General features: G+C 59.0%; 23 protein-coding genes. 16 read left to right on the forward strand and 7 right to left on the reverse strand.

Features of this window, described 5'->3' with window-relative positions:
- Positions 1–17: 17 nt before the first annotated feature.
- From ffh to rplS, 6 genes are read left to right on the forward strand one after another with little or no spacing between them, the layout of a single operon-like run.
- Entirely contained in the window at positions 18–1397 is a 1380-nt protein-coding gene (gene ffh, locus IPI58_09025) for a signal recognition particle protein (protein QQR68954.1), read from the forward strand.
- A gap of 42 nt (positions 1398–1439) precedes the next feature.
- A complete protein-coding gene (rpsP, locus tag IPI58_09030) occupies positions 1440–1808 on the forward strand; it encodes a 30S ribosomal protein S16 (GenBank protein QQR68955.1) in 369 nt (122 codons plus the stop codon).
- 34 nt (positions 1809–1842) lie between these two features.
- Positions 1843–2766 (forward strand): hypothetical protein, encoded by a 924-nt coding sequence (locus IPI58_09035; protein QQR68956.1) that lies wholly within the window; start codon positions 1843–1845, stop codon positions 2764–2766.
- On the forward strand, positions 2763–3302 hold the full coding sequence (rimM, locus tag IPI58_09040) for a 16S rRNA processing protein RimM (protein QQR68957.1): 540 nt from the start codon (positions 2763–2765) through the stop codon (positions 3300–3302). Before IPI58_09035 ends, rimM begins: the two co-directional genes overlap by 4 nt.
- Positions 3299–4021, forward strand: a complete 723-nt coding sequence (gene trmD, locus IPI58_09045) for a tRNA (guanosine(37)-N1)-methyltransferase TrmD (protein ID QQR68958.1) — start codon at positions 3299–3301, stop codon at positions 4019–4021. Before rimM ends, trmD begins: the two co-directional genes overlap by 4 nt.
- 55 nt (positions 4022–4076) lie before the next feature.
- Complete coding sequence (gene rplS / locus IPI58_09050) at positions 4077–4487, forward strand: 50S ribosomal protein L19 (GenBank protein ID QQR68959.1); 411 nt, start codon at positions 4077–4079, stop codon at positions 4485–4487.
- A gap of 187 nt (positions 4488–4674) precedes the next feature.
- Here rplS and IPI58_09055 read toward each other — a convergent pair whose 3' ends face one another.
- A complete protein-coding gene (locus IPI58_09055) occupies positions 4675–5424 on the reverse strand; it encodes a hypothetical protein (GenBank protein ID QQR68960.1) in 750 nt (249 codons plus the stop codon).
- Positions 5425–5489: 65 nt separating this feature from the next.
- Between IPI58_09055 and erpA the strand changes: the two genes are divergently transcribed.
- From erpA to IPI58_09075, 4 genes are all read left to right on the forward strand, one after another.
- The gene (gene erpA, locus IPI58_09060; GenBank protein QQR68961.1) at positions 5490–5825 is read left to right on the forward strand and encodes an iron-sulfur cluster insertion protein ErpA; all 336 of its coding nucleotides are present in this window, start codon (positions 5490–5492) and stop codon (positions 5823–5825) included.
- Positions 5826–5903: 78 nt separating this feature from the next.
- Positions 5904–6647 carry a 1-(5-phosphoribosyl)-5-((5-phosphoribosylamino)methylideneamino)imidazole-4-carboxamide isomerase gene (locus IPI58_09065; GenBank protein QQR68962.1) on the forward strand — a complete coding sequence of 248 codons (744 nt, stop codon included), beginning with the start codon at positions 5904–5906 and terminating at the stop codon, positions 6645–6647.
- Positions 6648–6693: 46 nt separating this feature from the next.
- Positions 6694–8709, forward strand: a complete 2016-nt coding sequence (gene parE, locus IPI58_09070; GenBank protein ID QQR68963.1) for a DNA topoisomerase IV subunit B — start codon at positions 6694–6696, stop codon at positions 8707–8709.
- Positions 8710–8775: 66 nt separating this feature from the next.
- Entirely contained in the window at positions 8776–9339 is a 564-nt protein-coding gene (locus tag IPI58_09075) for a cytochrome c (protein ID QQR68964.1), read from the forward strand.
- A gap of 169 nt (positions 9340–9508) precedes the next feature.
- Here the strand turns inward: IPI58_09075 and IPI58_09080 are convergent, their stop codons facing one another.
- Both IPI58_09080 and IPI58_09085 read right to left on the reverse strand, forming a co-directional pair.
- Positions 9509–9943 carry a hypothetical protein gene (locus tag IPI58_09080; GenBank protein QQR68965.1) on the reverse strand — a complete coding sequence of 145 codons (435 nt, stop codon included), beginning with the start codon at positions 9941–9943 and terminating at the stop codon, positions 9509–9511.
- A gap of 203 nt (positions 9944–10146) precedes the next feature.
- Positions 10147–11487 carry a proline--tRNA ligase gene (locus IPI58_09085; GenBank protein QQR68966.1) on the reverse strand — a complete coding sequence of 447 codons (1341 nt, stop codon included), beginning with the start codon at positions 11485–11487 and terminating at the stop codon, positions 10147–10149.
- 314 nt (positions 11488–11801) lie between these two features.
- Between IPI58_09085 and IPI58_09090 the strand changes: the two genes are divergently transcribed.
- From IPI58_09090 to IPI58_09105, 4 genes are all read left to right on the forward strand, one after another.
- Positions 11802–12794 carry a MoxR family ATPase gene (locus tag IPI58_09090; protein ID QQR68967.1) on the forward strand — a complete coding sequence of 331 codons (993 nt, stop codon included), beginning with the start codon at positions 11802–11804 and terminating at the stop codon, positions 12792–12794.
- A 25-nt stretch (positions 12795–12819) separates the two neighbouring features.
- Positions 12820–13554, forward strand: coding sequence for an amino acid ABC transporter ATP-binding protein (locus IPI58_09095; protein ID QQR68968.1), 735 nt, complete (start codon positions 12820–12822; stop codon positions 13552–13554).
- 85 nt (positions 13555–13639) lie between these two features.
- Positions 13640–14527, forward strand: coding sequence for a transporter substrate-binding domain-containing protein (locus IPI58_09100; protein ID QQR68969.1), 888 nt, complete (start codon positions 13640–13642; stop codon positions 14525–14527).
- 2 nt (positions 14528–14529) lie between these two features.
- A complete protein-coding gene (locus IPI58_09105) occupies positions 14530–15204 on the forward strand; it encodes an ABC transporter permease subunit (protein QQR68970.1) in 675 nt (224 codons plus the stop codon).
- A gap of 60 nt (positions 15205–15264) precedes the next feature.
- Here IPI58_09105 and IPI58_09110 read toward each other — a convergent pair whose 3' ends face one another.
- Positions 15265–17799, reverse strand: a complete 2535-nt coding sequence (locus IPI58_09110; GenBank protein ID QQR68971.1) for a leucine--tRNA ligase — start codon at positions 17797–17799, stop codon at positions 15265–15267.
- Between the two features lie 812 nt (positions 17800–18611).
- On the opposite strand from IPI58_09110, the gene IPI58_09115 reads away from it, so the two are divergent.
- Positions 18612–19853 carry a trypsin-like peptidase domain-containing protein gene (locus IPI58_09115; protein ID QQR68972.1) on the forward strand — a complete coding sequence of 414 codons (1242 nt, stop codon included), beginning with the start codon at positions 18612–18614 and terminating at the stop codon, positions 19851–19853.
- 65 nt (positions 19854–19918) lie between these two features.
- On the opposite strand, the gene IPI58_09120 is transcribed toward IPI58_09115, so the two are convergent.
- Together IPI58_09120 and IPI58_09125 are read right to left on the reverse strand one after the other, a co-directional pair.
- Positions 19919–21859 carry a hypothetical protein gene (locus IPI58_09120; protein QQR68973.1) on the reverse strand — a complete coding sequence of 647 codons (1941 nt, stop codon included), beginning with the start codon at positions 21857–21859 and terminating at the stop codon, positions 19919–19921.
- A 64-nt stretch (positions 21860–21923) separates the two neighbouring features.
- Entirely contained in the window at positions 21924–22073 is a 150-nt protein-coding gene (locus IPI58_09125; protein ID QQR68974.1) for a hypothetical protein, read from the reverse strand.
- Positions 22074–22175: 102 nt separating this feature from the next.
- On the opposite strand from IPI58_09125, the gene IPI58_09130 reads away from it, so the two are divergent.
- Positions 22176–22769, forward strand: a complete 594-nt coding sequence (locus tag IPI58_09130; GenBank protein ID QQR68975.1) for a shikimate kinase — start codon at positions 22176–22178, stop codon at positions 22767–22769.
- Here IPI58_09130 and IPI58_09135 read toward each other — a convergent pair.
- Positions 22766–23176 (reverse strand): ribbon-helix-helix domain-containing protein, encoded by a 411-nt coding sequence (locus IPI58_09135; protein ID QQR68976.1) that lies wholly within the window; start codon positions 23174–23176, stop codon positions 22766–22768. The two genes, IPI58_09130 and IPI58_09135, sit on opposite strands and share 4 nt — an antisense overlap.
- Positions 23177–23389 lie beyond the last annotated feature (213 nt).

The following is a 23389-nucleotide window of genomic DNA, read 5'->3' on the forward strand; positions in this document are numbered from 1 at the left end:
GGCAAGGCACAAGGCGCATGTTTGACACTCTATCGCAACGCTTAGGATCGCTGTTCGAGCGGCTGACACGTCAAGGCGTGATCGGCGAGGCCGAGATCGACGCCGCGCTGCGCGAGGTGCGTATTGCCTTGCTAGAGGCCGATGTGGCCTTGCCGGTGGCCAAAGATTTGATCGCCAAGGCGCGTGAGAGGGCTTTGGGCACGGATGTGCTGCGCGGCGTGGCCCCGGGCCAGCAGGTTATTAAGATTTTCCATGATGTGCTGGTCGAAACCTTGGGCGAGGCCGCCCAGCCTTTGCGCCTGGCGGGCGAGCCGCCCATCGTGATCCTGATGGCCGGGTTGCAAGGTTCGGGCAAGACGACCACAACGGCCAAATTGGCCGTGCGCCTCTCTCAACGTGAGGGCAAAAAGGCCATGGTGGCCTCGCTGGACGTCACCCGACCGGCGGCGCAAGAGCAATTGGCCATTCTGGCGCAGCAAGGCGGTGTGCCCAGCCTGCCCATCGTGCCAGGCGAGGGGGCCTTGGATATCGCCCGCCGCGCCCTGGTTTGGGCACGTCAAGAAGGCGCGGATGTCCTGTTCCTGGACACGGCAGGGCGCATGGAGACGGATGACGGCCTGATGGCTGAAATCGCTGCCGTGGCGCAATTATCGAATCCGGCCGAGATTCTGTTGGTGGCCGATGCCATGATGGGCCAAGCCTCGGTGGGCGTGGCCCAGCGCTTCCAAGCAGCTGTCGCATTGACCGGCATTGTGTTGACGCGCATGGACGGCGACGCGCGGGGCGGCGCGGCCTTGTCGATGCGCGCGGTGACCGGTTGTCCGGTCAAGTTTCTGGGTTTGGGCGAGAAACTGGACGCGATTGAGCCGTTCCATCCGGATCGCCTTGCATCGCGCATTCTGGGCATGGGCGATGTGGTCAGCCTGGTCGAAAAGGCGGCCGAGAACATCGATCAGGAAAAAGCCGAAAAACTGGCGCGTAAACTGAGCCAGAACAAAGGCGACTTTGATCTGGACGATCTGGCCGACCAGTTAAAGCAGATGAAGCGCATGGGCGGTTTGTCCGGCCTTTTGGGCTTTCTGCCCGGTATGGGCGGCATGATGGATCAGTTGCGCGACGCCAAGCTGGACGAAGGCGTGTTGCGTCGCCAAGAGGCAATCCTTTCCAGTATGACCCCGCGCGAACGCCGCTATCCCGATCTGCTGAAGAATTCGCGCAAATTGCGCATCGCGCGCGGTTCGGGCGCTTCGGTCGAGGATATCAATCGTCTGCTGCGCCAGTTCGAACAGATGCGCCGCATGATGAAAAAACTTCACAAGCTGGGGCCTACGGGCCTGAGCTTACCACCGATGGCCGGGATGCCAGGGGGCATGGCACCCGGACGTCGTTTTCGTTAATCACTCTGACCCCAACCTGTTGATCCTAGGAGAGAACCTCGCATGTCACTGAAAATCCGCATGACCCGCACCGGCGCGAAGAAGCGCCCCTTCTATCACATCGTTGTGGCCAACAGCCGCAGCCCGCGTGATGGCAGCTTCATTGAGAAGATCGGCTTTTATAACCCGATGGTCCCTCACGACCACCCGCAGCGTCTGCGCATCGATGCGGATCGCGCCAAGCATTGGCTGGCCATCGGTGCCCAGCCCACAGAGCGCGCCTTGCTGTGTCTGCACCATGCCGGCTTGGCCGAAAAGCCCGCCTTGCGCGTCACGCCCAAGAAATCCGCCCCCCGCGCCAAGACGCAAGAGCGTATGCGCGTTGAGGCCGAGGCTGCCGCTAAGGCCGCTGCCGAAGCCTCGGCAGCCTAAGCCGCCCGAAAGCTCCAGGCCTTAGGCCCCGCCGATGGCGACACATGAATTGCTGCTGCGCCAGCGCCGTTATCCCTTTTGGTATGCGGCGTTCTGTTCGGTCAGTGACGAGAAGGCGCGTATGACCCAAGGGTTGTGCGCCCTTCTCGATCACTTGCACGAAAGCGGCGTGCGGTTGTCGCCATGCCTGATGGACTGGGCCAGCGGCAACGGCGTCGTCCTGGCCGCCGTGGCGGCGCATTGGCGTCGGATTGCCAAAAAGCCCCTCCACATTCTGGCTTGCGATCGTGAAAGCAGTTTTGTCAGCCAGACTCGCGCGGCCTTGGCCGAGGCGCAAGTGACCTCGTTCGAGGTGCTGCGTTTGGATACGCTGCGCGAGACGTTGGATGCCGAGATATTGGGCGGACAGCCCATCGGCATAAACCTGATCGCGCATCTGGCCTATGAGGCCGACGACATTCATCAATTGGTGATGCTGGGCATGGAGCATCTGGGCCGCATGGGCGTTGCGGTCTTTGCCCATAACCGGCCGACCGAGGATTTGCGCGCCCTGGGGCTTGCCGCCAATAGCGACCTGATGCTGCGCGCGGATCCCGAATTGCGACAGGCCTTTGCGGATCTGGGCGTGCCCTATGTGATGCGGGAATGGACATCGTGTTTGGATATTCCCCCTGATGTGCGCGAAGAAATGTGCGATGCGTCCGCGCTGATGGCCCAACCGTCGCAACTGTCCTTGGCGCGCGCCTTGGCCGAGTTTCTGGTCGAAAGACCTCTCGAGTCCTTGCTCGAGGAAGGACGGCTTGACGCCTATGTCGAGGCGTTGGCGCGATGGCTGAATCGGTCCCCCGGCCCTCTTGAAATGCAAGGCGTGTTTCATATCGCCGCTTTGCCGGATGCCGAGGCTGAGGTCTTGGCCGCCTTGCGGGGCCTGCAACAGAACGAGGCGTCTGTGTCATGACGGACGAGTTGATCTGTCTGGCCGAGATTACCGGCGTGCATGGCATACGCGGCGATGTGCGATTGCGCTGCTTTACGCAAGAGCCGGAGAGCGTCGATCAATACGGCGCGTTGGTGGACGAAAAAGGCCTCAATCCGTGCCAGGTGACGGTGCTGCGCCGCGCGGGACCGGGACAGGTAATCGCGCATATCACCGGGATGGATGATCGCACGCTGGCCCTGGCTCAAAAGGGGCGGCGCTTATATGTGCCGCGCGCGCGTTTGCCCGCGCCCGAGCCGGACAGTTTTTATCACGCGGACCTCATCGGTTTGGTTGTCCAAGATCAGGCCGGGGCCGCTTATGGCCAGGTGATGAGCGTGCAGGATTTTGGTGCGGGACCGGTATTGGAGATCAAGACAGACCCCAAAGCGCCCACTTTATGGCTGCCTTTTCGCGCGCCTTTTATCGTCGATGTGCAGGTTAGTCAAAAGATTCTGATCATTGATCCGCCCATCCTGGTCGATGCGCCGCCGCCTGCATCCGGGGATGAGTCATGAACGAGGCTCCCGCCGTCTGGACAGCCGATGTCTTGACCCTGTTTCCTGACATGTTCCCCGGCCCCTTAGGGGTAAGTTTGGCGGGGAAAGGCTTGGAAAAAGGGCTGTGGCGGTTGCGGACCCATCATATCCGCGATGCGGCGACCGATCGGCACCGCACGGTGGACGACACGCCTTTCGGGGGCGGGGCCGGCATGGTGATGCGTCCGGATGTGGTTAATGCGGCGCTTTTAGCGGTGCGCGAACAGGCGCCGACGCAACGCTTGATTTATCTGACCCCGCGCGGCAAACTGCTGCGCCAGACGCTGGTGCGCGACTTGGCGGCCGGGGCGGGCGTTATTCTGCTGTGCGGTCGCTATGAGGGCGTCGATCAGCGCGTGTTGGACGCCCACGAGGTCGAAGAGATCAGCGTGGGCGATTATGTGCTTTCGGGCGGTGAGGCTGCGGCGCTGGTTTTGATGGATGCCTGCGTGCGCTTATTGCCGGGAGTGACCGGCAATCCGGATTCGCTGAGCGAGGAAAGCTTTGGCGATGGGTTGTTGGAATATCCGCACTACACGCGGCCCGCCGATTGGCAAGGCCGCCTTGTGCCGGAGGTTTTGGTTTCGGGCGATCATGCCAAGGTCGCCGCCTGGCGCGACCAGCAATCTCGTGACGTCACGCAAGCACGACGTCCGGATCTGTGGGAAGCTTGGCGCAACAGGCAAGGTTCAGGTTAGGGCGGCGCGGGTCGCTTTGGGTTCAAGAATGGAAGGTCTCGAAAGGGTAAGGGTCATGCAGAACATCATTGAAATGCTCGAACAGGAAGCCCAGGCCAAGTTGGCGCAGGGTAAATCCATCCCCGTCTTCTCGCCCGGCGATACGCTGCGGGTGAATGTGAAGGTCATCGAAGGCACGCGCGAACGCTTGCAGGCCTTCGAAGGCGTGTGCATCGGGCGTCGTGACGCCGGCGTGCATTCGTCCTTCACCGTGCGCAAGATCAGCTATGGCGAGGGCGTGGAGCGCGTGTTCCCGCTGTTCAGCCCGCGTCTTGAGTCGATCACTCTGGTGCGTCGCGGCGAAGTGCGCCGCGCCAAGCTGTATTATCTGCGCGGTCTGCGTGGCAAATCGGCCCGTATCTCCGAACGCACCACGGGCCACAGCCTGGAAGCGTCCAGCAAGTCCAAGGCCGCCGCCAAAGGCTGACGCCTCTGGAAGGACAAGTCGTTTTTCGAACAAGCCGGGCCTTCTTCGTGAAGGTCCGGTTTTGTCGTTTGTGGTGTCGCTGATTTCTTTTTGCTTGACCGGAGTCACTCCCTCCCTGGCCGATGGAATTTATGGTCCAGACATATCATTCCCATACAAGCTGATGTGGAAATGAAGCGAATTGAGTCTATATCCCCGTTCCCAACACCAGAACGGTCAGATTGATGGATATGTGGGGAGGGTAGTCGCCTTGTGCATATAGGCTTTGCGCTCTATCGAACAAACGGCGCGGGGCGGGTTGTCGTGGCCTATCGGCCAGGCAATTGGTGGCACCGATGGCGCGTAGGCTGTGGGCCAGGTCTGTCACATGGTGGCAGGGCCAGGACAGGCGCTCTTGCGTGGCGACGACGCTGGGAAACCCCGCTTCCTGTCCCCACTGAGCCAACCCGGCGGCAGAGGGCAGGGGATGAAAGCGAGGGCTGAGGCCGCCCGTCAAGGCCAATTCGGCCTCTTGGAAACAGGCGCGGAAATTCTCCAAGCTGCCTTGCGCATAGGCCGCGACCAAGGCGAAGCCGCCAGGACGCAACATGGCGCGCAAGAGACTCAAGGCGGCCACCGGTTCATCCTGACTGTGCAGAAAAGGCAAGCTTATAATCAAGTCATAGCCTTGGGGACGAAATGGGATATCGCCGCCCAAACGGGCCGAGACAACATGTTCAGCGCGACCATGGAGCCTTGCGGATAGGCTGTTCGTCCCATCGTCCAGCACCAAGGCATCCGTCGCATGTGGGCAAGGCAAATCGGCGGCGGCTTCAAGAAGATGATCATCAATGATCGGTAGCCATGCGCGCGCCTGGTTCCATTTCGGCCCTTGTCGAAGGGCGCGTTCTTGGATGCGCTGGCGCTGAAGGGGGTCGATGCGGGGATGGTGAGGCATGGCGCGGCGGCGATCCATGACGGCATGTGGCTTGAAGCTACGCGCCAGGATGCTATCATATCCTTATGTCAGAGCTTGAGGTCATCCTAACTGAACGCGCCGCCGCACGCATCGCCCGTCTTGCGCAGATCGAGGGCAACCCTCAATTGATGCTGCGCGTCGCCGTGGCAGGCGGCGGATGCTCGGGCTTCCGCTATGACCTGACCTTTGACGATCAGGTCCAACAGGGCGATGTGGTCATCAGCCAAAACGGCGCGCGCGTGGTGATCGATGAGGTCTCCTTGGGGTATCTGGAAGGGGCTAAGATCGATTATGTATCTGATCTTATGGAAGAATCATTCAGAATTGAAAATCCGAAAGCCAAAACCTCCTGTGGCTGTGGTGCATCATTCTCAACCTGATAAGAGACATGTTTTCGGCTCGCTTCACGGACGTGTTAGCATCCAAGGATGATTCTTCATATCGACTAGGGGGTTGGCATGCTGCTTTTCCCAGCCCTGGACATTTACAAAGGCTGCTGCGTGCGCCGCAGGCATCACCGTGTGTCCGGCGCGCCCTTGATTATCAACGAGAACCCGGTGCATCAGGCCAAGCGCATCATGCGCCAAGGATTTTCCTGGCTACATTTGCGCGACCTGGATGCCGACCGAGACAGGCGTGAGGTTAACCGCGAAGCCATTTTAGCCATCCTGGCGGCTTCGAATGTGCCGGTGCAGTTGGTGGCCAATCCCAGCACGGTGATCGAGATCGAGGAATGGTTGACGCATGGAGTGGCGCGTTTGGTCTTATCCAGCATGCGGTTCCCCGATGCGCGCATGGTGGCTGAGCTGTGCCGAAGATATCCGGGACGTTTGGCCATCCATATCGAGGCGCGAGATGGTTATGTCCTCTCAGGTAACGGATATACGCCGCCGCGCCGCGCGCTGGATCTGGCTTTGCGCTACGAGGATTGCGGCCTGGCGGCTCTTTTGTTCACCGACACCACCGACGAAGGCGCGCTGGGCTGCGTGAATATCGAGACCACCATCGACCTGGCGTTTTCCCTCAGCACGCCGATGGTTGTGATGGGCGGCGTGTCCAGCCTGACCGAGCTTGCGGCTCTGAAGGCCCATGAGCAGGCCGGGATCGAGGGTGTGGTGTGCGGCAGCGCCCTCCATGACGGGCGCATCCGTCCGGCCGAGGCGCTAAGCCTCGTTGAAAGCTGCCCAATTCCCCTGGCATGATTTTCTCCTTCGCGTGGGCGCGATTTTGCGCTTATATCCTGCCTCCATGAGCAAAAAGAATTCCCCCCAGCAAGCGACGTTGTTTTCCGAAACTCAGGCTTCGGGATATGACGCCCAGGATATCGAGGTCCTCGAAGGCCTCGAACCCGTGCGCCGCCGTCCCGGCATGTATATCGGCGGCACGGACGAACGCGCCTTGCACCATCTGCCCACCGAAGTGCTGGATAACAGCATGGACGAGGCCGTGGCCGGCCATGCCGACCGCATCACCATGCATCTATCTGCCGATGGCACGCTGGCCATCCGCGATAACGGGCGCGGCATTCCGGTGGACGACCACCCCAAATTTCCTGGCCGCTCGGCGCTGGAAGTCATCATGACCATGCTGCATTCGGGCGGCAAATTCAGCGGAAGGCTCTATCGCACGTCGGGCGGCTTGCACGGTGTGGGCGTGTCGGTGGTGAACGCCCTGTCCGAGCATATGGAAGTCGAAATCGCGCGCGAGGGGGTGTTGTGGCACCAGACCTATGCGCGGGGCATTCCCCAAGGCAAGATCAAAAAGATCGGCCCGGCCCAACCGCGTCAGCGCGGCACCTGTATATCCTTTCGTCCCGATCCGCAGATTTTTGGCGAGGAGGCGCGGTTCAAGCCCGCCACCTTGTACCGTTTGGCGCGGGCCAAGGCCTATTTGTCGCGGCGCGTTACCATCGCTTGGTCTTGCGACCCAGAATTGGTGGCGGATAATCCGCAGGTCCCGGCACAAGCTTTGCTGCATTTCCCCGGCGGTTTGCGCGACGAATTGTCCGAAATTCTGGGCGCACGTCCCACTTTGTCCGCCGCGCCTTTTGCGGGCGAGGCCGAGTTTCCGGCCGAGGCCGGGCGGGTGGAATGGGCGGTGGCCTGGCCCGAAGAGGGCGGCGGCTCGTGCGCCTCTTTTTGCAATACCATCGAGACTCCTCAAGGCGGCACGCATGAGGCCGGATTCCGCAGCGCCTTGTTGCGCGGCCTGCGCGCCCATGCGGAGATGACCGGCAATCGCAAGGCGGCGGCCATCACGGGCGAGGAAGTCTTTGGTGACGCGGTGGTGTTGGTCTCGGTGTTCTTGCGCGACCCACAATTTCAGGGCCAGACCAAGGAAAAGCTGACCTCGCCCGAAGGAGCGCGCCTGGTCGAAGCGGTCGTGAAGGACCATTTCGAGCATTGGTTGGTCGAGGATCGCGTCGGCACGGCGGCCCTGCTTGAGACACTGTCGGCGCGGGCCGAGGAACGCTTGCGCCGCGCCCAGGAATCGCGCGATACGCTGCGCAAATCCGCCACGCGCAAATTGCGTTTGCCGGGCAAGCTGACCGATTGCACGCGCCAAGACGCCGTGGGAACGGAAATCTTTTTGGTCGAGGGCGACTCGGCGGGCGGCTCGGCCAAGCAGGCGCGTTCGCGCGAAACCCAAGCCGTGCTGCCTTTGCGCGGCAAGATATTGAACGTGGCCAGCGCATCGACCGATAAATTGCGCGGCAACCAGGAACTGGCCGATCTGACTTTGGCTTTGGGTTGCGGCAGCGGAAAGAGCTTCTCTCTGGCCGGTTTGCGCTATGACCGCATCGTCATCATGACCGATGCCGATGTCGATGGCGCGCATATCGCCGCGCTGTTGATGACGTTTTTCTATCGTGAAATGTTGGGGCTGATCGAAACGGGGCATTTGTATTTGGCTCAGCCGCCCTTGTATCGCCTGACCCAAGGCAACAAATCGGCCTATGCGCGTGACGATGCGCATAAGGAAGAATTGCTGCGCACCGTCTTTGCCGGTCGCGGCAAGGTCGAGATTGGCCGGTTCAAAGGCCTTGGCGAAATGTTGCCCGCGCAGTTGCGCGAAACCACCATGGACCCGGCGCGGCGCAGCCTGGTGCGCGTGATGTTGGCCGAGAATGACGGCAACTCCCCGCCCAATGACGAGCGCGTCCGCACCGAGGATCTGGTGGAAAGCCTGATGGGACGCAAACCGGCGTTGCGATTCAAGTTTATCCAAGAAAATGCCACTTTTGCACGCGATCTTGACGTATAGCCTCGGGTGGACGGAAACTCTGCGCGAGGTTCTTTTGTGTTCACCCCCTCTCTAAGGAAACATCCTATGCGCAACCGAGCTTTGATCCTGGCCCCCGCCTTGGCCTTGGGCCTATTGGTCGTGACGACCGCCCCTGCCGGGGCAAACGGTTTGACACCCTCCGTCCATGCGCCAACAACCCCGGTTCCTCCCGTAGCGCCACAGGTTCATGCTCCGTCCGCCCCTCATGGGGCCGCCGAGACGATCAAAGACCCCGTGGCCTATCGCCAAGGCGTCATGAAGGAGATGGGTAAGGCCATGGGCGCGCTGGGCAAAGGCTTTAAGGACGACAAGGCCACCGCCGCCGATCTACTGCCGCATGCCGAGCATCTGGCGGCGCTAAGCCACATGCCCTGGGATCAGGCCTTCCCCGCAGGCACGGCCAAAGGCCAAGCCGCGATGGAGAGTAAGGCTTCTTCGAAGATATGGACCGATAAAAAAGCTTGGCAGGCCGAGATCAAGGAGTTCCAAGAATCCACCGCCAAGCTGGTGACTGTGCTGAAGTCCGGCGACAAAGCCGCCGCTGCCAAGCAGATGGAGACGATCGGAAAGATCAGCAAATCCAGCCACGGCAATTTCATCCAGCATTAAGCCAAAGTATCCCCGCCGCTTGGGACGATTATCGCCATAAGCGGCGGGATGATTGGCTTATACTCGTTACACAAAAAATCTCATGAGGCCGCCCTGAGGGGTGCTTTTGCGCGCTGCTGAAAAGAGGTTGCTCCTAGATTGAGACAGAACTTGCCGATGTCTATCTGTGCTACAGTCCGTGTGTCGGTAATATCCCGTGGTATCTCATTTCCGCCACATGGCTCCTGTTCCCCAAGGAGCTTCCTGCACCATTCGGATACGGCTTCCGGTCCAATTCTTTTCTTGTGTTGTAATAATGTAGTGCCTCTCCGTAGTTATTTGGATCATTCATATCTAGAATGGAACTCCTATGCAGTTCGAGCGCGCATTCCATGACGCTCATGTTCCATCGCGGCAAATTCTTATGAGTGGTGTCATTGAGGAATACAATGAAACCGGGAGCATCAAAGGGAAGCGTATCTGCATCGGCAGGTTTTGCCCTTTTTGCTTTTCTTGGATTATTCTGAGATTTCGCTACTGTGGCCCTCAAACCTTTCGCTGCCACCCTCCACATCTCCGATCTTTCTAGAGCGTGCATATCTGTCATTGTGACTGGCTTGCTCATTTTATCCTCCTTGATCGAATTTAGCCTTGACATAATTATGCCCGACCATCCCCAAACTAATTATGCATAGAAACGATATAGGAATGAAGTGCGAATTTACTTTCGTGGGGTGTCCACAGCCAAGCAGAAGCGAGACAGGTTTGAACCCGTTTTTTTTGGCTTTTCCAGATTGGACGATTTCGGCGCGGAGAGCGCCGAATCTGTTACCGCGCGAAGATGTCGTCATTCAGCACCGTGTTGATGGCGGATTCGGCGGACACGCTTTCCTTCCGGCCCGTGGCGCGGTGTTTGAGGTCCACGGTGCCGCTCTTGAGGCCGTGATGGCCGATGGTGATGCTCCAAGGCAGACCGATGAGGTCCATGGTGGCGAATTTGCTGCCCGGACTGTCCTCGCGGTCGTCCCAAAGCGGTTCGGCACCGGCCTGGGTCAGGCTTTGAGATAGAGCATTGGCCACTGAGTTCGAATCGGCATGGCCGGGCCGCAACTGGATGATGCCGACGGAAAAAGGGGCAATCTGGTGCGGCCAGACGATGCCCGCCGCGTCATGATTCGCCTCGATCACCGCTCCCACCAGGCGCGAGACACCGATGCCATAAGCCCCGCCATGCGGCGCGATGGGATCGCCTTCCCGAGAGGCCAGTTTTAGGCCCATCGGCACCGTGTATTTGGTGCCAAAGGAAAAAATATGTCCCACTTCGATCCCGCGCGTAGCCAAAAGCTGGGTATCGGGCACCGGACATGTGCGCGGATCATGCTTGTCCTCGGTGGCGGCATAAAGCTGCGTCACATTCTGAAACCAGCTCTTGAGGGCGTCCGTATTCCCGGTGTCATGCGGCATCGACGCGCATGTGTCGAATTCTTGCCATGCTTTGTCGCAAAACACGCCGCTTTCACCGGTTTCAGCCAACACGATCATCTCATGGCAGCAATCGCCGCCAATCTGGCCGCTATCCGCTCGCATCGGAATGGCGCGAATACCGAGCCTGGCAAAGATACGCATATAGGCCATCATCATCTTCATATAGGTCTGCTCAGCAGACACCGCGTCCAGATCAAAGGAATAGGCGTCCTTCATCAGGAATTCGCGCGCGCGCAATACGCCAAAGCGAGGGCGCAGTTCGTCGCGGAATTTCCATTGAATCTGATAGAGCAAGCAAGGCATATCGCGCCATGATTGAGCATGCGCGCGAAAGACATCGGTCACTATCTCTTCATTGGTCGGGCTGAAGATCAGATCGCGGCCTTGCCGGTCTTTCATGCGTAGCATTTCCTGGCCATAGGCTTCCCATCTTCCGCTTTGTTTCCAAGGCTCGGTCGGCTGCAGGATCGGCATGGTGATTTCCTGGGCACCCGCCTCATCCATTCCGGCACGGACCAACGCCTCGATCTTGCGTAGAACACGGTTACCCAAGGGAAGCCAGGTAAATAGGCCAGCTGCATGCTGATTGATCATCCCAGCGCGCAGCATCAGTTGATGGGAAACGGCCACCGCTTCCGAAGGATGGTCCTTCATCGTCGGTAGAAAGAATTGACTCATTCTCATGGGAATCCCCCTATGTCAGGGAAGTTTGAACAAAAACACCAATTTTATGGGGAGTCGCGCATATCCATCCCTAAAGGGATGGTGGCTGGAAACCAAAGGTCATGGTCAAAACGCGCAAAGACGCAGCGCCCTGCCCCAATTGGGGCACAGCCATTTTCTGATCAGCCAAGATGCGATCACGAAGCGCCATAGAAGCCAGACTAAGGGAAGAATGAGTCTGGGGTCAATTCATTCCTGATGGATGCATCCAGCTTCACATGCCTTCAATAGTCTTGTATGCCACATCATAAGGGGCATTCCTGGAGGGGCGGGTTATGACGGCGGATGAAGGAAAGAGATGGGAGATTGAAGCCGAGCGGGTCGCGGCGCGGCTGGTTCAGGCGCGCGAACGAATTGCCGAGGTCATTTTCGGTCAAGAACGGGTGATCGAGCAGGTCCTGGTGACACTGCTATGCGGCGGGCACGGATTATTGGTCGGGTTGCCGGGCTTGGCCAAGACTCGGCTGGTCGAGACTTTGGCCACCGTGTTCGATCTGAGCGCGCGGCGTTTGCAATGCACGCCCGATCTGATGCCCGCCGATATTCTGGGGTCCGAGATTCTGGACGAGGGCGAACATGGCCGCCGCGCCTTTCGCTTTGTGCATGGCCCCATCTTTTGCCAATTACTGATGGCGGACGAGATTAACCGCGCCAGCCCGCGCACGCAGTCCGCCCTGTTGCAGGCTATGCAGGAACATGAGGTTAGCGTGGCGGGACAAACCTATCCCTTGCCCGCGCCGTTCCATGTGTTGGCGACGCAAAACCCGATTGAACAAGAAGGCACCTATCCCTTGCCCGAGGCGCAGTTGGACCGCTTCTTGATGCAGATCGACGTGGATTACCCTGACCGCGATGCCGAGCGGCGCATGTTGCTGGCAACCACCAGCGTTCAGGTGGACGCGGTGGCCAATGTGTTCTCTGCCGATGAATTGCTGGCGGCGCAGCGTCTGGTGCGCGCCCTGCCCATTGGCGAAGACGTGCTGGAAGGCATTTTAGACGTGGTGCGTCAGGCCCGTCCTTCCTTGACCGAGATCGAGGATATTCGCCGCCATGTCAGTTGGGGACCGGGGCCGCGCGCGGCTCAGGCCCTAAGCCTGGCGTGCCGCGCCTTGGCCTTGCTGCAAGGACGTTATTCGCCGTCGCTGGATGATGTGCAGGCTCTGTTGCGGCCTGTGCTGCAGCACCGCATGGCATTAAGCTTCGCCGCGCGCGCCGATGGCGTCGTGTTGGAAGACGTGCTGTCGAGGCTTTCCGAGATTCTGGACTAACTCCCCGCCGAAAAGGTCGCCGATCATGTTGACCGGACACAAACTGGTTCGAAGCTATGAAGGTCGTCGCATCCTGGACGAGGTGGATGTTGAAATCGCGCCCGGCCAAATCACCACTCTGATCGGCCCCAGCGGATCGGGTAAGACGACCCTGCTTCGCGCCCTATCGCTGATCGATCCACCCGATTCGGGTGTGGTGGGCTGGGACGAAACATCCCTTTCCTTTCCCTTTCCAAAAGACGCGCCCTTAGCGCCGCCTTGGCCCTATGTGACCGTGGTGTTTCAACAGCTATTCCTGTGGCCGCATTTGACCTTGCGTGAAAACATCCTGCTGCCCGCGCGTAATGTGTGGGAGGACCAGGACGCCCTGGTTGTCGAGTTGGAAAATCTGGGCCGCTCGCTGGATATGGCGGCCTATCTGGACCGCTTTCCCAATCAGGCATCATTGGGCCAGCGTCAGCGCGTGGCCTTGGCGCGGGCTATTCTGCTCAAACCCCGCTATATCCTGATGGATGAGGTGACCTCGGCCTTGGATGTCGAGCAGGTTCATAAAATCCTGACCTATCTGCCCACATTGCGCGAGCGTGGCATCGGCGTGTTGTTGATTACCCATCTGCTGCATTTCGCCACACACGCTTCAGACCACATCCTGTTCTTGGATGGCGGACGCATTCAAGAATCCGGTCCGCCGTCTATTCTGTTGGAGCCGCAAAGTCCGCGCCTGCGGCAGTTCCTGTCGATTGTGGAACAGGTCAGTTAGGGCATGGCTGGCGTTGCGGGTTGAATCTGCCTAGGATGTCTGCGGCGATTCGCCGGAAATTCGTGCGTCACAGGAGAACCCAGCCATGCGTCCGATGTTCGCAAGCGTGTTGATCTCGGCCATCGTATCGACGGCCATCGCCTTTAGCGCGGTGAATTTGGGTTTATCCGGCCAGGCCCAACCTGTGGCGGCCAAGGCCAAGGAAAGCGCCCATGATCGCGTGATCCGCACCGGCACGTTGCGCTGCGGCTATGCCTTGCTGCCTGTGTTGTTAGAGAGGGATCCGAACACAGGCGCGTTCTCGGGTGTCTATCACACCCTTGTTCAGGAAGTAGGCCGCCAGACCGGGCTTAAGATCGAATGGACGGAAGAGGTGGGATTTGCCAACGCCTTCGACGGCTTAAAGTCGGGGCGTTACGACGCGTTATGCTCGCCCTTTACGCCTACGCCCGGACGCGCGCGGGTGGCCGAGTTCACCATGCCGTTTGCCGCGTTGCCCTATTACATGTACAGCCGCGCCGATGACCGCCGCTTTGACCGCGACTATTCCAAGGTCAATCACCCCGAGGTCAAGGTGGCCTTCTTGGAAGGCGAGATGGCGCAAACCGTGCAGAAAGAGGATTTCTCCAATGCCACGGGCGTATCCTTGACCAATATGACGGACTACTCGCAGGTATTGTTGCAAGTGGCCACCGGCAAAGCCGATGTCGCCATGACCGAGCCGATGGTGGCGGATCTGTTTATCGCCAAAAACCCCGGTAAGTTGCAGCGAGTGCCAGGGGCGCCCGTGCGTATGGAGCCGTTCGGCCTGGTCGTGCCTGTGGGTGAGTCGGCTTTGAAAAGCCTGCTGAACACCACCATCGAGACCATGATCGCCGTGGGTTTTGTGGAAAAGACTCTGGCGCATGCGGCCACGGGGCCTGAGCTATACTTTATCCAAACGCCCGCTTGGCGTTCGGTCAGCCCTCGCTAGAGATGATGTTCTCAACCGTCCTTGATATTTTGTGGACGTATCGCCAGGGGTTCTTGAACGGCCTGGTCGTGACGTTGCAGATGGCCGCGATCATCTGGGGCGTGGGCATATTGGGCGGGGCGGCGCTGGGCTGGCTGGGCGCGCAGCACCGCATGGCCATCGGCCTGCCGTCACGCGCGTTCTCGTTCCTGCTATCGGGCGTGCCGATCCTGGTATTCCTGTTTTGGCTGCATTATCCGTTGCAGGCCATGTTGGATGTGGTGGTCGATCCCTTCATCACCGCCACGCTGACATTCACCATCGTCAATGTGTTTGCCGTCAGCGACCTGGTGCGCGGCGCGATCAACGATTTCCCGCGCCAATACCGCATCTCTGCCCGAGTCTGCGGCCTGACGCCTTCGCAGATCGCCTTCCGCATCGAGCTGCCTTTGCTACTGCGTGAGATTCTGCCCGGATTGATGATGCTGCAAGTGGCCATGCTGCACACCACTCTGTTCGCCTCGCTGATTTCTGTGGAAGAGATTTTCCGCGTGGCGCAGCGCATCAACGCCAGCATCTACAAGCCGGTCGAGATTTATACCGCTCTGGGCATGTTCTTTCTGGCCATCTGCCTACCCATCAACGGCATCGCCCTTTGGCTGAAAGGCCGTTTTACTAGGGATATTTCTGAGCAATAGGGCTCTACATGCGCCAGACTCGCGGCGGCCGCGTCAACCAATCCCGGACACATCCCGGGCTTATGTCGAGACGATAAAATTGATCAGCCTATCGACCAGAAAGATGGTCTTCTTAATCTCCTTGCCTTCCAGCTGGCGTTGCACGGGGGCTTGGGCTTTGGCTAGGGCGGCGATGTGGGATTCGTCAAGGCCCTTGGTGACATGCAGTTCGGCGCGGCGTTTGCCGTTTACATTGACAATCACGGTCACCGTGTCGCTGACCAGCCAGCGCTCCTCGGCCTGGGGCCAGGGGGCATGGGTCAGGCTTTCGCTATGGCCCAGGCGTTGCCAGATTTCCTCGCACATATGCGGGGCGAAGGGGGCCAGGACCAACACGAACATCTCGGCCAGGGACTTGGGAAGCACGGCTTGGCGGCGCGCCAGATTTACGCATTCCATCATGCGCGCGATGGCGGTGTTAAAGCGTAGGGCTTCGATATCGCGCGTCACCTTGTCCACCGTGGCGTGAATCTCGCGCAATAACGCCGGATCGGCGCTGTCGGCGGGCAGGTCTTGGACGGTGGCGCGCATCTGGCCGGTTTCAGTGTCCAGGATCATCGCCCAGGCGCGTTCCAGGAATCCATAGACGCCTTCGATGCCGTTGGTCTGCCATGGTTTGCTGGCCTCCAGCGGTCCCATGAACATTTCATAAAGGCGTAAGGCGTCGGCCCCGTATTCGGCCACCACGTCATCCGGATTGACGACGTTGTATTTGGACTTGGACATTTTTTCGATCTTGCTGACGACCGGCGTATCCGTGCCTTTGACGAAGTTTTGCGCATCGCGCGTTTCGACGTCTTGGGGCAGATAATATTTGCCGTTTGCATCGCGGTGACTGGTGCCCAGGATAAATCCTTGGTTGAACAGTTTTTGGAACGGCTCCTTGGTCGAGACCAGGCCGCAATCGAACAAAACCTTGTGCCAGAATCGGGCATAGAGCAGATGCAGAACCGCATGTTCGACGCCGCCGATATACAGATCCACCGGTCCCCAATATTTCTCGGCCTCGGGGCTAAAGGCTTGCGCGGCGTTATGCGGGTCCATGAAGCGCAGATAATACCAGCACGATCCCGCCCATTGCGGCATGGTGTTGGTCTCGCGCTGCAAGGTCTGGTTATCCAGGGAGACTTCGACCCAATCTTGCGCCCGTGCCAAGGGCGGGCGGCCATCATCGGTGGGGCGGTATTCGTCGATCATGGGGAGCGTCAAGGGCAGGCTATCCGCCGGTAAGGGCAGGATGCGGCCATCGGGATGATGCAACAGCGGGAACGGCTCGCCCCAATAACGCTGGCGCGAAAACAGCCAGTCGCGCAGTTTATAGGTGATTTGACCCTCGCCCAGGCCGCGCTTTGCCAGCCAATCGATCATGCAGCGCTTGGCGGTGGCGGTGTCCATGCCGTCCAGAAAATCGGAATTCACCAACCTGCCGTCGCCGATATAGGCTTCGTCGGCGATCTCGCCGCCGCTGACGACTTCACGAATCCGAATGCCGTAGTTACGGGCGAATTCATAGTCGCGTTCGTCATGACCGGGCACGGCCATAATCGCGCCGCTGCCGTAATCCATCTTCACATAATCCGCGATCCAGATGGGGACGGGTTCGGCCGATGCAGGATTCAGCGCATAAGCGCCGGTGAAAACGCCGGTCTTTTCCTTGGCCGTGTTGATCTCGCGGTCGCGGTCCGAGACGTTGCGCGTCCAGGCGACGTAATCCTCCACCGCTTCCTTTTGATCGGGCGTGGTGATCTGCGCCACCAAAGGATGCTCGGGGGCCAGGACGCAAAACGTGGCTCCGAACAGCGTGTCGGGGCGGGTGGTGAAGACATCGAAGTGAAGCTTGTGATCGCGCAGCGCAAAGCGGACTCGCGCGCCTTCCGAACGGCCAATCCATTGCCGCTGCATCTCCATCACGCTGGGCGGCCAGTCCAGCCCTTCCAGATCGTCCACCAAGCGGTCGGCATAGGCGGTGATCCTAAGCATCCATTGACGCATCTGACGCCGTTCCACCACATCGCCGGTTTCGATATAGCGCCCGTCTTGGACTTCCTCATTCGCCAGCACGGTGCCTTGGGCCGGACACCAGTTCACCGGCACCTCGGCCATATAGGCCAAGCCCATCTCGTGCAATTTCAGAAAAATCCACTGGGTCCATTTATAGTAAGACGGGTCGGTCGTCGAAACCTCGCGCGTCCAGTCATAGGAAAAGCCCAGGCGTTTCATCTGGCGGCGGAAATTATCGATATTGGCGCGGGTGATATCGGCCGGATGCCGTCCTTCGCGCACGGCGGCCCGCTCGGCAGGAAGGCCAAAGGCGTCCCAGCCCATCGGATGCAGCACGTTGAATCCGTTCATGCGCTTATAGCGCGCCACAATGTCTGTGGCCGTATAGCCTTCGGGATGGCCGATATGTAGCCCAGCCCCGGACGGGTAGGGGAACATATCCAACACATAATATTTTGGCTTGGAGGTATCTGTGCCGGTTTTAAAGCATTGGCGCGCATCCCAGATATCCTGCCATTTGGATTCGATTTTCTCGGGATAATAACGATGCGGCATGGTCTTTTCCCTTGGGTCCAAGAACGTCATTAAGCTTTGTTTTACGCTACGCTTAAGAGACGGCGCAAGAAAATGAAGCTTGGACTTTTTAAAGCCGAGCCGAATAACGCGCCACCGGTTATGTCCAACGTATTGAAATAAATGATATAAATTCATGGATTGCGGTAATGGGTTTGTTTGGTGCCGAGCGGCATTATTTCAGGATTTCTTCATATTCCAGGTTGAGAATCGAGGGTAAGAGATGTTCCTCCAAGCCGCGGACAAGCGATATGCAAATTTCTCCCACCCCATCTCAACCACCTGCCGTCCAGACGCAGCCTGCGGCGCACGCGGCTCCTGTGATGCGCGCATCAACGCAAGTCGCGGCCTCTCCTATGACGCGGCAAGCGGTGGAATCCCCTGTCAGGGACAGCGCAACCAACCACGCTCATGGACGGCGCGCGCCGCGCGGATCGATTGTCGATCGGCGGGTTTAGTATTCTCGAGGCATATTATCTCAACAGCCCCTTTTTTATCCGCCGCTGTGGCTGTCAATATGACTTTTACCGACAAAGATCTCCAAACGCCGTATTCATATCTGCGATACCTGGACGAATAAGCCAGAGCGTCTGACATACACTCGCTCCCTCTCATCTTGGAACAAGACACATCCAGCGATAATCCATGGCATCCCCGAATAGGGGGTGAGGCCATATTTATGGTTAACCCAATGTGATGGGTCGCATTCAATTCAAGAGTTGCTATAGCAAGAACGTTTCGTATAAATTAATATAATCTTAACGAAATATGATCCAGGCAGAGGGAGTAGCAAAATGAACCAAAATAAGATTGATCAGGGAATGATAATGCGTGCCCAGATTCGGCGCAGCAGTCGGCGGCGGCGGATGGAGATGGAAAGAGCGCGGTGTCATCAGCGTCAAGATGCGCATGTCCAGGCTTTTGTGACCCGGGAGTACCAGATACGCCGCATGGGTGTGTTGATAGGACTGATGGTGGGGTTGGCGCTGATCTTGGCGGTGATGCCCCTTCGTACAGCGCATGCCTGCGAGGCATCAGAAGGCGTGGCTAGCGCGGTGTTTGATAAAGTCTCGCACGCGGTAGTCGCCGTTGAAGGGCGTCAGGGTAGCAATCAAGTTTTTGGTGCGGCGTTCTTCTGGGATAATCAGGGCACATTGATGACCAGCGGCCACGTTGTGGGTGAGGGTATGGTGGTGCGTCTGGCCGGAGGCCAGACCGTGACCCCCACACTGATCGGTGTTGATCGGGAGAGCGACGTGGCTTTGTTGCGCCTTCCTGCATCGGTGGTTAGCGCGGCACTTCCGGCCACCACAGCCACGGCCAGCAAGGTGGGACAACCGGTTCTGGCGCTAGGGAATCCATTTGGCGTGGGAGTGAGCCTGTCGCGAGGGATCATTAGTGGATTGAACCGGACCATCTCGACCGGCCCTGGTCGTTCGATTATGGGGACAGTGCAGACGGATGCCAGTCTCAATCCCGGCAATTCGGGCGGACCTTTATTGAATATGTGCGGCCAGTTGATCGGCATGAACGCCACCATCATATCACCCGCAGGGGGCACGAATACAGGCGTGGGCTTTGCCTTGCCGGTTGAAAAGTTGCGCCTGGCGGCGGCGCGCATTCTATCGAACGCGAGGCAAACAGCATCGTCGATAGACAATGCGGCCATAGAGCCATCACATGGCATATTGTTGGCCCAATCCGATCCCGTCCATGCGAGATCCTCCATGTCATCTCCGGCGGCGTCGACCAGTATGGCTGCCCCTTTGGGTTTTGTGGGGCGTGTACAGGAGGGGGTACCTGGCGTTATCGTCGTGAAGGTCGATCCTCAATCGCGTGCCGAGCGCGGCGGCAGCCTTCCAGGGGATGTGATCGTCTCGGCGAACGGCCGACATGTGCGTTCACACCAAGACCTCTCCGCCGCCTTGAATGAGGGCGCGCAAGAAGTGGTGCTCGGCATCCACCGTGCCGGTCAGACGCACCAGTTACGGATTGGGGCGGACCCCGTGAGCTGGACAGAGGCTGGGCGGAATTAAGAGAGGGGCTCGCGCCACAAGATCACTCGTTATCTGTGCGAAGCATTTTGAGATTTTTTTGATTCTTAACGGGTCGCGGGATGCTGTTTGTCCCTCGGGGCATCCAAGGCCATCGGCCCGCCGATGCGTTCGGCCAGGGCCTCGCGGGCCAGATCGGCCGCCGCGCCCGAAAGACCCACGGCCCGCAGCGCCATGATGGCCCGCGCCGTTATGAAGATGGGCGTCTTGCCGGGCCCCTCGCGCAATAGACTAAGAACCAACAGCACAGTCTGTCCCTGTCTTCCTGCGGGAGCGGCGCGAGCCAACATCCCTAGTGACGTGGAAATCGAAGGCGAGAGCGAGGATTCGAGATCGTCATCATTCCGCGCAGCTTGGGCATCAAGCCACATATCGTCAGACACGCCAAAGCCCAGCGCCTCGAACACGGTCAAAATATCAGCCAAAGGCACCGCGCGTCCGCCGCCGGATTCGCGCGTGACGCCTTCTGCCCAAGTCGCCATGTCGTCCTGGCGCACGAAACCCGCCAAAAAGGCTAGAGGCCAAAGGGCGTAAGCCTGTTGTCGCGCCTTGGTGGAGGTCGCCCCTTCCCGAGCGAGAGCTTCATACCAAGGCCGCGACGCAGCCATCCGGCCACGAATCAGCAACACCCGCGCAGCATGGGAGTTTAAAGACGATTCCTCATCGTCCGAGGGAGCCTGGCCCTCTAACAATGTCTCGGCTACCTCGCCAATGGCGCTTTGAGCCTCGGCAGGTGAGAGAGAGGTAAGGAACGCCGATGTCACCTTACCCTTGGTGTCGGCATCTTTGGCTGCTCCTGCAGCTTGATACAAGGCCGCGCGCGCCATGGCGTCCTGCGCCTTGCCGGCCAAGGCTTTGCTCAACACATCCGGCTTGACCACATAATCGCGGTACACATTCATCAGTTCACGCGCATCAAGCCCCATATGCAAGGCCATACGTTCGGCCGCCAATACGCGCGACGCGCCATCGGCGGCGCGCATGGGCAATGCAAAGCCTAAACTCTCCAGGCCGACACTCTGCCACGCGCTGTGCGGCAAGGGCAGGTCAAGCAGACGCAAAAGCGCCACATGCAGGGCGTCAAGCGGCGTCTTTCCACTGGCATCGGTCACCGCGCGCGGCAAAGCTTTGTCTGGCAATGTCAGGGCATGGGCCAGATCGATAAACGCCAAGTCCGGAGTGCTGGAATCGGCCAGCAGAGTCGCGCCCAATTGCGCTTCGCGCAATTTGCCCACGCGCAAATGGCACAGCACCGACAATTTCCCCCAGAAGGCTTGCTGGAAACGCTCAAGAAAATCAGGCAAGCGGTCACACGCAGTGGCCGCTTGACCTTCCAGGATCGAGGCCGTGGCCCAGACGCGCCACAAAGGCTCGTCGCCTTGCGTGTCGGCAGTCCCGCGCGGCAGGCGTTCGGCCAGCGCCTTGGCCATATCCGGCGCGCCGGTGCCAAGCAGCCACTGCGCGCGCAACGAGATCAGACTGCGCGATACGCGCTCGTTCGCATCACCCTCAGGCGGTGCGCCGGTACTGGCGGCCAATCGATGCGCCAATGCCCGCCAGAAAGGGGACGGGGGGGCATCCAGTGTCGCCAATTCGTTCAAACTGGTTTCCACGAAATGCCGCGAGGTATCACGCCACAAGGTGCTTGAGAGTCCCCCTGCGGAAGGATCTAGCAACCCGGCCGCTTCGGCCAAAGGCGGGGCCAAGGTCTCGACCGCGATCTCCCGGCTCTCGGGAACATCCGCGCCGCGCAAACTGGGCGTGGACGCGCGCAACTGTGCCGCGGCGGGCGGCAAAGGCGGCGGTAATGAAGACAGATTATCCTGTCCGATGGAAACTGAATTTGTCTTAGGCAACGCTTCGGGAAATACATCCACCGTGGAGGGGGAAGGTGATGCGGTTTCGACCGCAAAAGGAGGCTCGGCCACAACCACTGAAGGGGGAACAGCGGGGGCTTGGGTGGCTGCCAGGGCAAGCCCTGTCATCATCTGGCATGAAAGACCCCATCCAACGGCCAACGCCGACTGGAGCCATAATTTGGAAGACCGCCGATTACTCGACAATGGCCGACGACAGACGGTCATTGGACAAGCTCCGCTCGATCTTGGCCAAAACGGGCGCGTGATTCTCTGTGCGGTACCACAGCAAGCCCACACCCAGAACGGCCACCACCAGAATCGCCCCCAACACATAACGCAGCATGTTTGAATCCCTTTTCTCCGGATGTCGCCTCGTTCGTCTTAGCATATTAGGACCCTGGATGCATCTTGGCTCAAGACTATGTTATAGCCAGAGCGTGGTCGAATGAACAGTCGGAACGAGGGCATTCCTATCTTGAGCTGGTTTCCTAAGCGCAGCATTGTCCTTGTCGGTCTGATGGGCTGTGGAAAAAGCAGCATCGGGCGGCGTTTGGCTGCGCACTTGGCGCTACCCTTTTCCGATTCGGATATGGAAGTTGAAGAAGCTGCCGGATGCTCAGTGGAGCAGATATTCGACCACTACGGCGAGGAGGATTTTCGCCGTGGAGAACGCCGCGTGATCGAACGCTTGCTGGAAGGTCCCTTACAGGTCATTGCAACCGGAGGGGGCGCATTCATAGATGTTCACTCGCGAAAGATAATCAAGGACAAAGCGCGCTCGGTCTGGCTAAAAGCGGAACTGAACGTGTTGGTTTCGCGCACCACTCATGGCCCACGCCGCCATACACGGCCTTTGTTGAACGAGGGCGATCCCGTCAAGGTCTTGGAGCGATTGATGGAGCAACGGTATCCAATCTACGCGCATGCCGATATCACCGTTGAAACCTGGCATACGCCCCCCGAAGAGACGGTTCAGCGTGTTTTGAGTGCCCTACGAAATTTTAACGAGAAAGCGATAGAGCAAACCGCTGCATCTTAACGGCTCGCCTCATGCCGCAGATGCGCCTGGCCCACTTGCAAAGCCGTGCGCCGGTTTTCATGCGTTAGCCAGGTTAATTCAGGCAATCCGCCGCCATGACCAGCGCGCAAATGTCCCTCTTCGGTTGCCGCTGTGCGAAAATATGCCATCACAAACACGCGAATCGCCGCCGTCAGCGACGTGCCAGACCGCCGATGTTCATCAATTAAAGCGCAGATACGGTGAATACCGGACCTTTCCCGGCGACATATTTCCTGCAACGCAGCCCACATCTCCGGCTCTAACCTCACGCTGGTGCGTCGGGAAGCCAGGCTGATATTGCGGCTGACCAATGTGCTACAACGCACAGACGCTCCCTTGATCACCGGACCTAGCGCCGCTTCGACATGTGCTTGATCATGAACCATTGCGTCTTCCCCTAGCAAGTCTGTCGCGTCCTCATAAGGTTGTATCGCCAATTCTTAAAAAAACTTGAAGTTGTATATACCAAATCATCATTTCTTGGCAAGGCCCTTCGCTTGTGGCATGGCGGCACATTTTCCCAGACATGGTTGCCCTTACACGATAGGAATTATACTGATCCGATATGGCCGCAATCTGCCATATTCTATCACGACAAT

The sequence above is a fragment of the Alphaproteobacteria bacterium genome (assembly GCA_016699305.1).
Taxonomy (GTDB): Bacteria; Pseudomonadota; Alphaproteobacteria.

Excerpts from the sequence above, each read along its gene's own strand:
- IPI58_09090 (QQR68967.1), top strand. The coding sequence starts at position 11,802 with ATGACGGCGGATGAAGGAAAGAGATGGGAGATTGAAGCCGAGCGGGTC.
- parE (QQR68963.1), top strand. The coding sequence starts at position 6,694 with ATGAGCAAAAAGAATTCCCCCCAGCAAGCGACGTTGTTTTCCGAAACT.
- IPI58_09065 (QQR68962.1), top strand. The coding sequence starts at position 5,904 with ATGCTGCTTTTCCCAGCCCTGGACATTTACAAAGGCTGCTGCGTGCGC.
- rpsP (QQR68955.1), top strand. The coding sequence starts at position 1,440 with ATGTCACTGAAAATCCGCATGACCCGCACCGGCGCGAAGAAGCGCCCC.
- rplS (QQR68959.1), top strand. The coding sequence starts at position 4,077 with ATGCAGAACATCATTGAAATGCTCGAACAGGAAGCCCAGGCCAAGTTG.
- erpA (QQR68961.1), top strand. The coding sequence starts at position 5,490 with ATGTCAGAGCTTGAGGTCATCCTAACTGAACGCGCCGCCGCACGCATC.
- IPI58_09080 (QQR68965.1), bottom strand. The coding sequence starts at position 9,943 with ATGAGCAAGCCAGTCACAATGACAGATATGCACGCTCTAGAAAGATCG.
- IPI58_09130 (QQR68975.1), top strand. The coding sequence starts at position 22,176 with ATGAACAGTCGGAACGAGGGCATTCCTATCTTGAGCTGGTTTCCTAAG.
- IPI58_09085 (QQR68966.1), bottom strand. The coding sequence starts at position 11,487 with ATGAGAATGAGTCAATTCTTTCTACCGACGATGAAGGACCATCCTTCG.
- IPI58_09095 (QQR68968.1), top strand. The coding sequence starts at position 12,820 with ATGTTGACCGGACACAAACTGGTTCGAAGCTATGAAGGTCGTCGCATC.
- rimM (QQR68957.1), top strand. The coding sequence starts at position 2,763 with ATGACGGACGAGTTGATCTGTCTGGCCGAGATTACCGGCGTGCATGGC.
- IPI58_09100 (QQR68969.1), top strand. The coding sequence starts at position 13,640 with ATGCGTCCGATGTTCGCAAGCGTGTTGATCTCGGCCATCGTATCGACG.
- IPI58_09135 (QQR68976.1), bottom strand. The coding sequence starts at position 23,176 with ATGGTTCATGATCAAGCACATGTCGAAGCGGCGCTAGGTCCGGTGATC.
- IPI58_09035 (QQR68956.1), top strand. The coding sequence starts at position 1,843 with ATGGCGACACATGAATTGCTGCTGCGCCAGCGCCGTTATCCCTTTTGG.
- trmD (QQR68958.1), top strand. The coding sequence starts at position 3,299 with ATGAACGAGGCTCCCGCCGTCTGGACAGCCGATGTCTTGACCCTGTTT.
- IPI58_09110 (QQR68971.1), bottom strand. The coding sequence starts at position 17,799 with ATGCCGCATCGTTATTATCCCGAGAAAATCGAATCCAAATGGCAGGAT.
- IPI58_09055 (QQR68960.1), bottom strand. The coding sequence starts at position 5,424 with ATGCCTCACCATCCCCGCATCGACCCCCTTCAGCGCCAGCGCATCCAA.
- IPI58_09105 (QQR68970.1), top strand. The coding sequence starts at position 14,530 with ATGATGTTCTCAACCGTCCTTGATATTTTGTGGACGTATCGCCAGGGG.
- IPI58_09115 (QQR68972.1), top strand. The coding sequence starts at position 18,612 with ATGAACCAAAATAAGATTGATCAGGGAATGATAATGCGTGCCCAGATT.
- IPI58_09120 (QQR68973.1), bottom strand. The coding sequence starts at position 21,859 with ATGATGACAGGGCTTGCCCTGGCAGCCACCCAAGCCCCCGCTGTTCCC.
- IPI58_09075 (QQR68964.1), top strand. The coding sequence starts at position 8,776 with ATGCGCAACCGAGCTTTGATCCTGGCCCCCGCCTTGGCCTTGGGCCTA.
- ffh (QQR68954.1), top strand. The coding sequence starts at position 18 with ATGTTTGACACTCTATCGCAACGCTTAGGATCGCTGTTCGAGCGGCTG.
- IPI58_09125 (QQR68974.1), bottom strand. The coding sequence starts at position 22,073 with ATGCTGCGTTATGTGTTGGGGGCGATTCTGGTGGTGGCCGTTCTGGGT.